The 13,015-nt window shown below is 72.3% G+C and carries 10 protein-coding genes; 2 read left to right on the top strand and 8 right to left on the bottom strand.

Features of this window, described 5'->3' with window-relative positions; translation table 11 throughout:
- Positions 1–233 precede the first annotated feature (233 nt).
- From CG719_RS13975 to CG719_RS13965, 3 genes are all read right to left on the bottom strand, one after another.
- A complete protein-coding gene (locus CG719_RS13975; RefSeq protein ID WP_100568928.1) occupies positions 234–422 on the bottom strand; it encodes a hypothetical protein in 189 nt (62 codons plus the stop codon).
- A 235-nt stretch (positions 423–657) separates the two neighbouring features.
- A complete protein-coding gene (locus CG719_RS13970; protein WP_100568927.1) occupies positions 658–3,603 on the bottom strand; it encodes an AfsR/SARP family transcriptional regulator in 2,946 nt (981 codons plus the stop codon).
- A gap of 181 nt (positions 3,604–3,784) precedes the next feature.
- Positions 3,785–5,257, bottom strand: a complete 1,473-nt coding sequence (locus CG719_RS13965; RefSeq protein WP_100568926.1) for a CehA/McbA family metallohydrolase — start codon at positions 5,255–5,257, stop codon at positions 3,785–3,787.
- A gap of 98 nt (positions 5,258–5,355) precedes the next feature.
- Between CG719_RS13965 and CG719_RS13960 the strand changes: the two genes are divergently transcribed.
- Together CG719_RS13960 and CG719_RS13955 are read left to right on the top strand one after the other, a co-directional pair.
- Positions 5,356–7,941 carry a bifunctional FO biosynthesis protein CofGH gene (locus CG719_RS13960; protein ID WP_100568925.1) on the top strand — a complete coding sequence of 862 codons (2,586 nt, stop codon included), beginning with the start codon at positions 5,356–5,358 and terminating at the stop codon, positions 7,939–7,941.
- A 79-nt stretch (positions 7,942–8,020) separates the two neighbouring features.
- Positions 8,021–8,593: a L,D-transpeptidase gene (locus tag CG719_RS13955; RefSeq protein ID WP_100568924.1), complete on the top strand. Its 573-nt coding sequence runs from the start codon at positions 8,021–8,023 to the stop codon at positions 8,591–8,593.
- Between the two features lie 82 nt (positions 8,594–8,675).
- On the opposite strand, the gene CG719_RS13950 is transcribed toward CG719_RS13955, so the two are convergent.
- The 5 genes from CG719_RS13950 to CG719_RS13930 form a co-directional block, all read right to left on the bottom strand.
- On the bottom strand, positions 8,676–9,950 hold the full coding sequence (locus CG719_RS13950) for a COG4705 family protein (RefSeq protein WP_100568923.1): 1,275 nt from the start codon (positions 9,948–9,950) through the stop codon (positions 8,676–8,678).
- Positions 9,951–9,988: 38 nt separating this feature from the next.
- Entirely contained in the window at positions 9,989–11,257 is a 1,269-nt protein-coding gene (locus CG719_RS13945) for a sensor histidine kinase (RefSeq protein ID WP_100568922.1), read from the bottom strand.
- On the bottom strand, positions 11,248–11,901 hold the full coding sequence (locus CG719_RS13940; protein WP_100568921.1) for a response regulator transcription factor: 654 nt from the start codon (positions 11,899–11,901) through the stop codon (positions 11,248–11,250). The genes CG719_RS13945 and CG719_RS13940 overlap by 10 nt, the downstream gene beginning before the upstream one ends.
- An 86-nt stretch (positions 11,902–11,987) precedes the next feature.
- On the bottom strand, positions 11,988–12,182 hold the full coding sequence (locus CG719_RS13935) for a DUF397 domain-containing protein (protein WP_100568920.1): 195 nt from the start codon (positions 12,180–12,182) through the stop codon (positions 11,988–11,990).
- Complete coding sequence (locus tag CG719_RS13930) at positions 12,179–12,991, bottom strand: helix-turn-helix domain-containing protein (protein WP_100568919.1); 813 nt, start codon at positions 12,989–12,991, stop codon at positions 12,179–12,181. The genes CG719_RS13935 and CG719_RS13930 overlap by 4 nt, the downstream gene beginning before the upstream one ends.
- Positions 12,992–13,015: the final 24 nt, after the last annotated feature.

The following is a 13,015-nucleotide window of genomic DNA, read 5'->3' as shown; positions in this document are numbered from 1 at the left end:
CGCCGTACGGGATGCGCGGAAGGGGCGCTCGGACGACGGCCGTCGGTCCTGGCCGACGGGGCTCTCGGTCACCACCGGCGCATACGACGCTACTCCGCGTGCGGCACCGCCGCCACGCGAGTCACACCGGGCCGCCACTGCGCCGACCGGGTGACGCCGACCCGCCCCCGGACACACTTCGGCCGCGGCGGCTCCCCCTCGGTGCCACCGCGGCCGATCCCGTGTGCTGAGGCCTACTTCGTCGGCTTGAACGGCTCCGACGTGGCGTGCATGTCCTTCGTCGTGACGGGCTCGCCGGTGGCGTGCATGTCCTGCGTGGTCACGTCGTCGCCCGCGGACTGAGCGGCATCGGCCGCGGCCTCGGCGTTCGTCGTGCCGGTGGCGTGCATGTCCTGGGGCTTGATGACCGGCTTGTCGCTCATGTCCTTGCTCCACTCGGTGTGTTCGTCGATGGTCCTGGCGAAGCCCGCCCGGTCACTCCCCCGAGGGTGACCGGGCGGGCTCTCCTGGGCCGCTCACACTGGTTCGCCAGTGCGAGATCCCCCGTCCCCCCGCAGCCGACCCCTCTGCCCCCCGACGCGAAGGATCGACTGACTTGAGAATGGCCCGAGGCGATAAACGAACGATGAACGGGCCCGCCCAGGCTCCGGGCGGGCCTCACGCCGCCCGCACGGGAGTCAGCAGTTCGCGCACGGCGGCCGCCTCGGGCGAGCCCGATTCCTCGTAGATGCGCAGGGCTTCCCGCCAGCACGCCCGGGCGCGGTCCGTCTGCCCGATGCGGGTGAGGGCGTGGCCGAGCACGGTGAGCACGTTGCCGCGCCTCCACTCACCGCCGATGCCGCGCAGCACCGTCAGGGCCATCTCGGCGTTGGCGGCGGCCTGCGCGGGGCGCTGTGCGGCGATGTCCACCTCCGCCAGGCGGAAGAGGGTCATGCCCTCCCACAGCCGCTGACGGCTGTCGCGGAAGACGTCCAGGGCCTCCAGAAGCCGGTCCGCGGCGCTGTCGACCCGGCCGCTCTGGGTGAGCGCCATGCCCAGGGCGTAGCGGCCGTTCGCGCCTCGCATCGAGTTGCCCATGGCGTCGTAGACGTCGATGCCCTGCTGGGCCAGGGCGACCGCGCTCCCCGTCCGGCCGGTCGCCAGGTGGATGCGGGAGAGGTTGCACAGCGCGCTGGCCTCGCCGGGGCGGTCGCCCAGCATCCGGAAGAGCTGGATGGCCTCGGAGAGGTGCTCCTCTCCGTCCGCGTTGCGGCTCTGGTACAGCGCGATGATGCCGCGCGCGTTGCGGGCCCAGCAGACGGGCAGGAGGTCGTCGGCCTGCCGGGCGAGACGGATCACCTGCTCCGCCTCCTGGTCCGCCATCTCGAAGCGGCCGCCGTCGACATGGGCGTGCGCCAGCGTCATCAGCGCCCGGGCCTCGGCCTGGGCCGAGCCGAGCCGCCGGGCCTCGTCGAGCAGTGCCTTCGCCGTGGCCTCGTACTCCCTGGAGTTCGCCCCCGACTCGGAGATGTCGAGCGCCGCCCAGAGCAGGTCGATGGACCGCCGCAGCATCGACGGCAGGTCCGCGGGCCGGCGCGCGGTGGCGAGGAGGCAGTTCGCCTCGCGGTACAGCCAGTCCCGGGCGCTGTGACGGTCCGGGAACCGGAGCCCGGGGTACTCCGTCGGCTGGAGGTGGTCCACCAGCCGGTCGCCCGGGCGTTCGATCGCGTAGACGCCCGCCGCCGTCGCCAGGTAGAAGTCCAGCAGCCGCGACATCGCCGCCGCGCGCTCGCCCGGCGGGTGTTCGTCGCGTTCCGCGCAGGCGCGGGCGTAGAGGCGGACCAGGTCGTGGAAGCGGTAGCGGCCGGGGGCCGCCGACTCCAGGAGCGAGGTGTCGACCAGGGACTCCAGCAGGTCCTCGGTGTCGTCCGCCGGCAGGTCCAGTACGGCGGCCGCCGCGTCCAGGGACATGTCCGGGCCGTCGGCCAGGCCCAGGAGGCGGAACGCGCGGGCCTGCGCGGGCTCCAACTGCCCGTAGCCCAGCTCGAACGTCGCCTTCACCGCCAGGTCGCCCGCCTGGAGCTCGTCCAACCGCCGCCGCTCGTCGCCGAGTTTCGCCGCCAGGACCGACACCGTCCAGGTCCTGCGCGCCGCCAGCCGGGACGCCGCGATACGGATGGCCAGGGGCAGGAAGCCGCAGGCGGCGACCACGTCGAGGGCCGCTTCGCGCTCGCCCGCCACCCGCTCCTCGCCCACGATCCTCGTGAACAGGGACAGCGCCTCGTCGGGGCTCATCACGTCCAGGTCCACCAGGTGCGCGCCCGCCAGGTCCACCATCCGCACCCGGGACGTGATCAGGGCCGCGCAGCCCTCCGTCCCCGGCAGCAGCGGTCTGATCTGAGCCGCGTCCCGGGCGTTGTCCAGCAGGACCAGGACCCGGCGCCCGTCGAGCACCGAGCGGTACAGGGCCGCGCGTTCCTCCAGGGAGTCCGGGATCGCGGAGTCCGCGGTGCCGAGGGCGCGCAGGAAGGAGCCGAGGACGGTCTCCGGCTCGGCCGCTCTGGCACCGGCGCCCTGGAGGTCCACGTACAACTGCCCGTCCGGGAAGGCGGCCCGCGCCTGATGGGCCACGTGGACGGCGAGCGTCGTCTTGCCCACGCCGCCGATCCCGGCCACCGCCGACACGGCCATCACACGCCCGTCGGCCGAGGCCAGCACCTCGCTCAGCTCGGCCACGAAGGAGCTGCGGCCCGTGAAGTCCGGCACGGTAGCCGGGAGTTGCGCGGGGCGTACGGCGACCACCGCCGGTTCGGCCACCGGCGAGGACGGCTCGGCGAGGGCCGGGTCGGCCTGGAGGATGCGCTGTTGCAGTTCACGCAGTTCCGGGCGGGGGTCCACGCCCAGCTCGTCGGCCAGGAGGCGTCTGGTGTCGGCGTACACCGCCAGCGCCTCCGCCTGCCGGCCACTGCGGTACAGCGCCAGCATCAGCAGCTCGCGCAGCCGTTCCCGCAGCGGGTGGGCCGCCGTCAGCGCCGTCAGCTCCGAGACGGCCTCCGCGTGGCAGCCCTGCTCCAGGTCCATGTCCAGGCAGGACTCCAGGAGTTGCAGGCGCCATTCCTCCAGGCGCACCCGCTGTGCCTCCGCGTAGGGACCGGGCACCCCGGCCAGCGGCTCCCCGTCCCACAGAGCGAGCGCCCGCCGCAGCAGCTCGCGCGCCTGGCACAGGTCCCCGGCCGACCGGGCCTTGTCGGCGCGGACCGTGAGCTCCTGCGCCTCGGCCAGGTCGAGCGCGCCCTCGCCCGCCCCGCGCACGGCGTATCCGCCGGACTCGCTGACCAGCACCCCGGGGTCCAGCGCCTTGCGCAGCCGGGAGGCGTACGTCCGCACCGCCGCCAGCGCCTGCGACGGCGGCTCCTCGCCCCACAGCGCGTCGATCAGCTCGGCCGCGGTCGCGGTGCGCCCCTCGCGCAGCAGCAGCGCCGCCAGCAGGGCGCGTTGCTGCGGGGAACCGGTGGGCAGAGGCTGCTCTCCGCGCCAGGCGCGCACCGGACCGAGCACGCTGAAGCGCAGCGTCGCCGATTGCTCGGGACACCGCTGCTCAGGTACTCGCGGTACACCTTCCATCGCTGCCCCCTGGCCCCCTGTCGAACCGTCAACAAGCAGAGCCAGTTTGCCTTGTTCACGGCAGATGCGTCAGCTCCCGAGACAGCGATCACAGCCACGCACATCCCACGACACAAGGCCCACACATCCTCTCCGCACGCTCTTGGCCCCGACGGCCGGGCGAGCGGGCGCCGCCGGCCGGTCAGACGTGTCCGCCCGCGCCCAGAAAGATCGGGTTCGTGAGTGCCGCCATCACCCCGGGCAGCGGCCCCACCGCCGTCTCATGGCGCACCTCGGCCCGTACGTACGCCGCGTACGCCGGGGTCGTGCGCCACTCGACGGCCCCCGAGCCCGGCACGGGGAACGGGTCGCTGGTGAGCAGCACCCCCTGGTCGGTCACGAGGCGGACCGTGCAGCGCGGTACGCCGGAGGCTTCGAGGCGGACCGTCACCGGGGTGTCCGGGGCCACCCGCAGCCGTTCCCCGATGCCCGCCCGCTCGCCCCCGGCGCCCGTCGCGGTGAAGGCGAGCGACACGCGCCGGGACTCGGCGACGTAGGAGCGGCCCGCGCGGATGCCGTCCTGGACGGCCTCCCGGGTGAGGTCGTCGGCCAGGACGACCGTCTGGGGCAGGCCCACGGAGTCCGGCGGCCGGTGCGCGTCGCTGCTGCCCATCGCGGGCAGCCAGCGCCGGTCCTCTCGTGCCGCCGCCACGAGCGTGGCGTCCCACGCGGCCACCGCCATCTCGTCGTCCGGGGTGAAGGGGCCGTTCCACACCTCCACCGCGTCCGCCTCGCCGAAGCCGAACTTCCAGGCGCAGCCCACGCAGGTGGCGTGCGGGTGGGCGGGCACGACCAGGCCGCCCGCGCGGCGGATCTCGCGGGCGAAGCGGCCGAAGCGGCCCTCCCGCGCCCGGTAGCGCCAGTCGACGAAGGTGCCCGGGTCGGTGCCGAGGGCGAGGACGTGGCCGTTCCTCGTCGTCACCTCCTCGCCCAGCATGATCAGCAGGTCGTCGCCCGCGTGGTCGGCCCAGTGCGCGTGCGAGGCATGGGTGTTGTGGTCCGAGCTGTTGATGAAGTCGAGGCCGGCCGCCCTGGCCCGCGCGGCGATCTCGGCGGGGGTGCGGCGCCCGTCGGAGTACCAGGAGTGCAGGTGGCAGTCCCCCCGGTACCAGGCCCGCCCCCGCCCCCTGGCCCACTGCGGCGGGTACACGGGCGGTACGGCCGTGCCCGGGGCGCCGTGGGTCAGGGTGACGTCGAGCGCGTACGACAGGCCCCGCGGGGCGACCGTGTAGGGCCCGAGCACGATGTGCCAGACACCGGCGCCGACCGGCCCCGCGATGTATCCGGGTGTCGCGTCGTCCGCGCGGACGAAGAACTCCGTACGCGCCCCGCCCGACCAGCCACGGAAGCCCTCGCCGCCCGGCTCGATGCCGCGCTGGTCGAAGATGCCGATGTCCAGCGCGTTGCCGGGAGTGCCCGCGGGAACGGCCGGCCTGTCGTAGGTGTACGAGACCTTGATCTCCCGCACCCCGTCCGGAACGTCGACGGGAACGTACACGTAGTCGGCCGCACCCGGCGCCAGCGTCCCCCGGATCGTCCGGGTCACCTGCCCGCCGTCCGCGCCCCTCGCGAAGGTCACGCTTCCCAACGTAGGCGCCACGGAGGCGGCCGTCACGACGGGAGTGCGCCGTCCGGGTCCACGGCCGGACCACCGGCGCCACCGGCCGGTCCTTCCTTGATCGGCCCTGGTGACCGCGACCGTATGCTCGAAGGATGACGACTTCCGTGCTCTCCGGAACCGGTCCCACCGAGAACTCGCTGCGTCGTGCGCTCAAACGTGCCCGGGACGGGGTCGCGCTCGATGTCGCCGAGGCGGCGGTGCTGCTCCAGGCGCGGGGCGAGCACCTCCGGGACCTCGCCGCCTCCGCGGCCCGGGTGCGGGACGCCGGTCTGGAGGCCGCCGGCCGTCCCGGCGTCATCACCTACTCCAAGAGCGTCTTCATCCCGCTGACCCGGCTCTGCCGCGACAAGTGCCACTACTGCACGTTCGTCACCGTGCCGGGCAAGCTGCGCCGCGCCGGGCACGGGATGTTCATGTCCCCCGACGAGGTCCTCGACATCGCCCGCCGAGGCGCCGAACTCGGCTGCAAGGAAGCCCTGATCACCCTCGGCGACAAGCCGGAGGACCGCTGGCCGGAAGCGCGCGAGTGGCTCGACGCGCACGGCTACGACGACACCATCGCCTACGTACGCGCCGTCTCCATCCGCATCCTGGAGGAGACCGGCCTGCTGCCGCACCTCAACCCGGGCGTCATGACCTGGACGGACTTCCAGCGCCTCAAGCCCGTCGCCCCCTCGATGGGCATGATGCTGGAGACGACCGCGCGCCGGCTGTGGTCCGAGCCGGGCGGCCCCCACCACGGCTCCCCGGACAAGGAACCGGCCGTGCGGCTGCGGGTCCTTGAGGACGCCGGCCGTTCCTCCGTCCCCTTCACCTCCGGGATCCTGATCGGCATCGGCGAGACGTACGAGGAACGCGCGGAGTCCCTGTTCGCCCTGCGCAAGGTCGCCCGCGCCCACCACGGCATCCAGGAACTGATCATCCAGAACTTCCGCGCCAAGCCGGACACGGCCATGCGCGGCATGCCCGACGCCGAACTCGACGAACTGGTCGCCACGGTGGCCGTCGCCCGGCACATCATGGGCCCCTCCGCCTGCCTCCAGGCCCCGCCCAACCTGGTCGACGCCGAGTACGAACGGCTCATCGGCGCCGGCATCGACGACTGGGGCGGCGTCTCCCCGCTCACCATCGACCACGTCAACCCCGAACGCCCCTGGCCCCGGATCGAGCAGCTCGCCGAGAAGTCGGCCGCGGCGGGCTTCGAACTGCGCGAACGGCTCTGCGTGTACCCGGAGTTCGTCACCCGCGGCGAACCCTGGCTCGACCCGCGGCTGCTGCCGCACGTCCGCGCCCTGGCCGACCCCGCCACGGGCCTGGCCCGCCCGGACGCGGTGGTCGAGGGCCGTCCCTGGCAGGAGCCCGACGAGGCCTTCACCGCCACCGGCCGCACCGACCTGCACCGCACCATCGACACCGACGGCCGCACCGCCGACCGCCGGGGCGACTTCGACGAGGTGTACGGCGACTGGGGAGCCCTGCGCGAGGCGGCCGCCCCCGGCATGGCACCGGAACGCGTCGACACCGACGTACGGCAGGCCCTGCGCACGGCCGCCGACGACCCGACGAGGCTCACCGACGACGAGGCCCTGGCGCTGCTGCACGCGGACGGCCCGGCCCTGGACGCGCTGTGCCGGATCGCCGACGACGTCCGCAAGTCCGTGGTGGGCGAGGACGTCACGTACATCGTCACGCGGAACATCAACTTCACCAACGTCTGCTACACCGGCTGCCGCTTCTGCGCCTTCGCCCAGCGCCGCACCGACGCGGACGCCTACACCCTGTCCCTCGACCAGGTCGCCGACCGGGCCCAGCAGGCCTGGGACGTCGGCGCGGTGGAGGTCTGCATGCAGGGCGGCATCCATCCCGACCTGCCGGGCACGGCCTACTTCGACATCGCGCGCGCGGTGAAGGAACGCGTCCCCGGCATGCACGTGCACGCCTTCTCCCCGATGGAGGTCGTCAACGGCGCCACCCGCACCGGCCTGTCCATCCGCGAGTGGCTGACCGAGGCCAGGGCGGCGGGCCTGGACAGCATCCCCGGCACGGCGGCCGAGATCCTCGACGACGAGGTCCGCTGGGTCCTGACCAAGGGCAAGCTGCCCACCGCCACCTGGATCGAGGTCGTGACGACCGCCCACGAACTGGGCATCCGGTCCTCGTCGACGATGATGTACGGCCACGTGGACCAACCCCGCCACTGGCTCGGCCACCTGCGCACCCTGGCCCGCATCCAGCAGCGGACCGGCGGCTTCACCGAGTTCGTGACGCTCCCCTTCATCCACACCAACGCCCCGGTGTACCTGGCGGGCATCGCCAGGCCCGGCCCCTCCGTACGGGACAACCGCGCGGTGACGGCGATGGCGCGGCTCCTGCTGCACCCCTGGATCCCCAACATCCAGACGAGCTGGGTGAAGCTGGGCGAGGCGGGCGCCGCCGAAATGCTCCGCTCCGGCGCGAACGACCTCGGCGGCACGCTGATGGAGGAGACGATCTCCCGCATGGCCGGCTCCTCCTACGGCTCCTACAAGTCCGTCAAGGACCTCGTCGCGGTGGCGGCGGCGGCCGGACGCCCGGCGAAGCCGAGGACCACGCTCTACGGCGAGGTCCCGGAGGAAAGGCGGCAGGCCGCGGCCGCGTCGGACGGCCACCTCCCGGACCTGCTGCCGGTCCTGGACTGAACCGAGTAAGACGCAGCTCGCAGTACGATGATCCGACCCCCGTCGGAGGGGTCGAGTAGCACCGAGGAGATGCGTGCCCATGGCGGCCCGAATACCTTCGTGGGCCTGGGTCAGCGGCCTGACCGTGGGCGCGGTCGCGGCGGTGGCCGTACTGGCGGCGAAGGCCGACCAGGGTGCCCACCCCACGGCCCCGGCCGCCGACCACCGACCCGTGTCCTCGGCGAGCGCGAGCCCCTCCGCCAAACCCAAGCCCAAGCCGTCGGCCCCGCCTGCCGTCCCGGCCGACTCGGGCGTGGGCCACCGGATCGTCTACGCCCTGGCCCAGAAGCGGGTGTGGCTGGTCGACGAGAGCGACAAACCCACCCGCACCTTCCCGGTCTGGCCGGGCACGGTGAGCCCCGACCCGGGCGCCTACGTGATCTCCCAGCGCGTACCCTCGACCACCGGCTCGGACGGCGTCCAGATCGAGCACATCATGTACTTCGCGGGCAAGTCCGGCGTCTTCATCGCCTTCAGCAACGCCGTGGACGGCGCCTCACCCCCACCGGCCGCCGCCGACGCCAAGACGGGCGGCATCCGCATGGGCAAGCCCGACGGCACGGCCCTGTGGACCTTCGCGGACCCGGGCACGAGGGTCGAGGTCGTCAACTAGACCTTCGACCGGCGCGGTTCACGGCGCGGCCCGGCACACCGAGTCCGTCGGCCGGTGCGGTGGCCGGGCGCTGTGCGGTCTGTCAGCCCAGGTCCGCCAGGAGGGCTTTCAGTTCGGTCTCCTGCTGCGCCGGCGACATCGGCGGGTTCGAGTGGTCGATGCCGAAGGTCTTGAGCACTTTGTCCATCTGGGCGTCGACGGAGGTCCAGCCGGTTTCGTCCAGCGGCTCCAGCGAGGCCTGGTCGGCATCCCACAGGTCACGCAGCGACTGGGCGGCCGCATGGGCCCCGGCCGCGTCCCCCGAGCGTGCGTCCTTGAGCGAGGTGGACGCGAGGGTCCGCAGCGCGCCGACCTTCGCGGGCGGGAAGTGCTTCACCGCCTGACCGGGAGGCAACTGGACGGCGGAGGTGGTGTCGGTCTCCGGCGCCGGGCCGACGTGCGGCTGACCGTGGGCCCAGACCAGCAGGGCCGCGGTGGCGACGGCCAGCAGTCCGAAGCCGGCCAGCGCGACGCGCTCCTTGCGCGGGTCGCCGGCGACCCGTGCGGCGTGGGCCGCCTCGTAGGTCTCGGTCACATCCGAGCGCGTCACCGTCAGGTAGACAACCGTCGCCAGGATCAGGCCGAGGAAGATCAGGCTCGTGGTGAACGTGCCCAGCGCGAGACCGGTCGGCTCGCCCGGGCTCTGGGCGACCTTGGGGGAGGCGAGCCAGTCGCCGATGTTCGCGCCCAGCGGGCGGGTCAGGATGTAGGCGAGCCAGAAGGACAGCACCGGGTTCGCGCCGAACCTCCGCAGCACGGTGATCGCCGCGATGAGGCCGAGCGGCAGCAACACCGAGACGCCCGGGCTCCAGCCGGTCAGCTCCAGAGTCCAGTCGCCGGTCGCGGTGCCGAGCGCGAAGGTGACCAGGACGGTCAGCCAGTAGAACGACTCCCGCGAGAGCGTGGTGACCGAGTGGATCGACAGCGTGCGCTCACGCAGCCACCACACGCCGAAGACCACCGCGAGCAGCACCGAGAAGACCGCGGAACTGATCCACAGCGGCACGTTCAGCTGGTCGGTCAGGATGTCGGTGTACAAGGTGCCTGTCACGCTGACAACGACCACGGTCAGCCAGTAGGGGAACGGGACGTACCGCTTCAGCCACAGCTGGACGGCCAGGACCACCACCAGGACCGCGGTGAAGATCCAGGCCGTGTTCACCAGGCCGACGCCCAGCTGGGTGTTGATCCAGTCGGCGAAGCTCTCACCGACCGTCGTGCACAGGACCTTGATCACCCAGAACCAGATGGTGACCTCGGGGACCTTGTTGAGCATGAGCCGCCCGCTGCGCGTGCGTGCTTCCGTCGTCGTTGTCATGCAGGGAGGGTTACGCGGGGAACCTGCACGCAACCTGACTACGTGGCCGCACGCGCGGCCGGGAGCGTCACCTCGACGTGACCGCGGCCGTCCGCGATCGCGCGGACCTCCACACCGGCCGAGGCGGCGATGCGCCGGACCACCGGCAGCCCCAGCCCGTACCCGCCGACGCCGGTCACACCCGCTTCGAAGACCCGGTCGACCTCCGCGGAATCGAACCCGGGGCCGTCGTCCAGGACATCGACCACGATTGCCTCACCCTGGACGCGCGCGGTGATCCACACACGCGACCGCGCATGCCGCAGGCCGTTCTCCAGCAGGGGCGACAACAGCGACACGGTGACGTCGGCCGCCACGGCGACCTCGGCCTTCGCGGGAACGTCGACCTCGACCGCGCGGCCGGCGATCGCCCGCCGCGCGGCGGAGCGCAGATCGCACCGGGTCCCGGCGTCTCCCGGTGCGCGCGCGGCGCGCAGAATCGTCGTGATCGCCGCATTGAGGCGGTCGACCTCGCTCAGCACCGCCTCCGGCGTCACCGGCTCGCCGGACAGCTGCGCCAGCTGCGCCTCGCCCCGCAGGACCGTGAGCGGTGTCCGCAGCTCGTGGGCGATCTCATCGGTGAGCCGGCGCTCGTCCGCCAGCGCGTTGTCCACGCGCTCCAGGAGGCGGTCCAGGGTCCGCCCCAGTTCCCCGAACTCGTCGCGGGGGACTCCGAGGTCGAAGCGGCGCCCGGGTTCGTGATGGCCCCAGTCGTCGGCGAGCGCGGCCATCTCGTGCACGACCCGCAGCGCGCGGCGCACCACGAGGTGCGCGACAACGCCGGCGAGGAGGATCGCGAGGCCGCCCAGGATCAGCGACAAGGTCAGGCTGTGCTGCTCGGATGTCTCGTAGGGCGTGAGGTCCACCCGGACGATCGCCATGACGTTGTGGCCGTCGACCGGGACCTTCCGCGCGTACAGGAGGTAGTTGTCGACGGCGGCGGTCTGCGATCGCCGTGAGCCTGCCAGCGCCTCGACGCGCTCTACCATGCCTGCCGGTACGTTCCCGTCGATCAGGTGGCCGTCGGCATACACCCAGGCGACCTCGTCCAGCGCCTCACTGCTGTTCTCCGTCAGTACGACACGGCCGCCCACGGCGGTGACGTTCGCCGCGACCGCCTCGGCGCGGGTACGCGCCAGATCGTGCGCGTCGGCGTCCGTCACCCCGCTCAGCAGCACGTGCGAGACCACGACCAGGATCGCGACCACGGCGGTGGCGATCAGCACGGTGAGCGCGACGACCCTCCTGCGGAATCCCGTCACTGCCATCGGTAGCCCACGCCGCGGACGGTCGCCAGACGCTCGGCCACCCCCAGCGGACCGAGCTTGGTCCGCAGCCGGCGCACGAAGGAGTCGAGGGTGTTGTCGCTGACCTGCGCTCCGTGCGGCCAGCCGGCGGCGATGAGGGCATGGCGGCGTACCGCGTCGCCCTGCGAGGCGATCAGGCGGCCCAGTAGCCGGAACTCGGTCGGGGTCAGGCTCTCGCTCACCGAGTCGTAGGTCACCACGTGCTTCGCCGGATCGAGGACGACCTCGCGCGGTGCGGGCGCCACGGTGGCCCGGCGCAGCAGCGCTCGGACGCGGACCAGCAGTTCCGGGATGTCGAAGGGTTTGGTCATGTAGTCGTCGGCGCCGGCCTCGAAGCCGCCCACCTTGTGATGCAGGCCGTCCAGGGCGGTGAGCATCAACACCGGCGCGTCGACGCCGCGCGCCCGGAGGGCCAGGCAGACGTCGCGGCCGTCGGCGTCCGGGAGCCCGAGATCCAGGACGACCAGATGGGGCGCCGGTGCGAGCTGCCGCAGCAGGCTGTCGGCCGTGGCGGCGACGGAGACGGTGTGGCCGTCGTGCTCCAGGGCACGCTTGAGTACGCCGCGGACCGCCGCGTCGTCTTCGCATACCATGATGAAAGCCACGTGCCGACCCTAAATACTCCCGGCCCAGTTCTCCATTTTCCCTGGTCAGCCGCCGGCAGGAGTTCGCTGCGGTTCCGGTCCCGACGTTACGGGGCGACACCGTCCAGGAACGCGCTCCAGGACGCACCCCCGAACACGAGCCGCGCACCGCCCCGGTCCTTTGTGTCACGGACGTGGACGGTGGTGAGGGAGGGGGCGGGGGTGGCTATGGCGACCTCGACACAGTCGGGGCCGTCGTTGCTGCTGTAGCTGCTCTTGAACCAGTTGAGCGTGGTGGTCATGTCTCTTCTCCCAGAATCTTCTCGATGAAGGACAGCGACTCCCGAGGCGAGAGGGCCTGCGCACGGATCATTCCATAGCGCATGTCGAGGATCTGGGCCTCTCTCGGGTCGCTGATCACCCGGCTGTGCAACTGGGCCTCCCAGTGCCCCAGCGTCTTGCCGTCCCGGAGCTTCAGGAGCCGCAGCGGTCCCGCCATGCCCGCGTGGTCCTCACGGTCCGTGGGCATCACTTGGACCGATACATGCCGCAACTGCCCGATTTCCAGAAGGCGTTCGAGTTGCTGTCGCAGAACCATTCTGCCGCCGATCGGCCGCCGTAGCGTCACCTCCTCCTGGACAAAGGTGATGAGCGGCCGGGGCACTCGCTCGAACACGGCCTTGCGTGCCATACGCGCGGCGACGTGACGCTCGATCTCGTCCTCCGTGTACGCGGGGCGACGCATCGCATACAGCGCTTGGGCGTACGCAGGAGTCTGCAACAGGCCGTGGATCTGCTGATTGTCGTAGGCCCCCAACTCGACGGCCTCGCCCTCCAGCTTCGCCAAGTCCCGTACCTTTTTGGGGTACCGGGCCCGCTCCACGTCCGCCTTCATCACGGACAGCTTCCCGCCCGCGCCGAGCACCTCGTCGGCCTTGTCGAGGAAGTCGGGCTTGGGGATGCGGCGTCCGCGTTCGACCGAGGAGACCATCTCGTCGCCGTACCCGATGGCGGCGCCGAGTTCGCCCTGCTTGAGCCCGGCGGCCTCGCGCCACATCTTGATCTGCCGGCCGACCGTCCTGAGTACGGCCTCCGCCTCTTCGTCCTCCATGCCATCCCCTTTCGACGTACGAGC

This window comes from Streptomyces sp. CB01373 (assembly GCF_002803075.1).
Classification (GTDB): domain Bacteria; phylum Actinomycetota; class Actinomycetes; order Streptomycetales; family Streptomycetaceae; genus Streptomyces.
This window is presented reverse-complemented; position numbering and strand designations above follow the sequence as displayed.

Bases quoted from the DNA above. Each gene is read 5' to 3' on its own strand.
- CG719_RS13975 (WP_100568928.1), bottom strand. From the start codon at position 422: ATGAGCGACAAGCCGGTCATCAAGCCCCAGGACATGCACGCCACCGGC.
- CG719_RS13970 (WP_100568927.1), bottom strand. From the start codon at position 3,603: ATGGAAGGTGTACCGCGAGTACCTGAGCAGCGGTGTCCCGAGCAATCG.
- CG719_RS13960 (WP_100568925.1), top strand. From the start codon at position 5,356: ATGACGACTTCCGTGCTCTCCGGAACCGGTCCCACCGAGAACTCGCTG.
- CG719_RS13955 (WP_100568924.1), top strand. From the start codon at position 8,021: ATGGCGGCCCGAATACCTTCGTGGGCCTGGGTCAGCGGCCTGACCGTG.
- CG719_RS13950 (WP_100568923.1), bottom strand. From the start codon at position 9,950: ATGACAACGACGACGGAAGCACGCACGCGCAGCGGGCGGCTCATGCTC.
- CG719_RS13945 (WP_100568922.1), bottom strand. From the start codon at position 11,257: ATGGCAGTGACGGGATTCCGCAGGAGGGTCGTCGCGCTCACCGTGCTG.
- CG719_RS13935 (WP_100568920.1), bottom strand. From the start codon at position 12,182: ATGACCACCACGCTCAACTGGTTCAAGAGCAGCTACAGCAGCAACGAC.
- CG719_RS13930 (WP_100568919.1), bottom strand. From the start codon at position 12,991: ATGGAGGACGAAGAGGCGGAGGCCGTACTCAGGACGGTCGGCCGGCAG.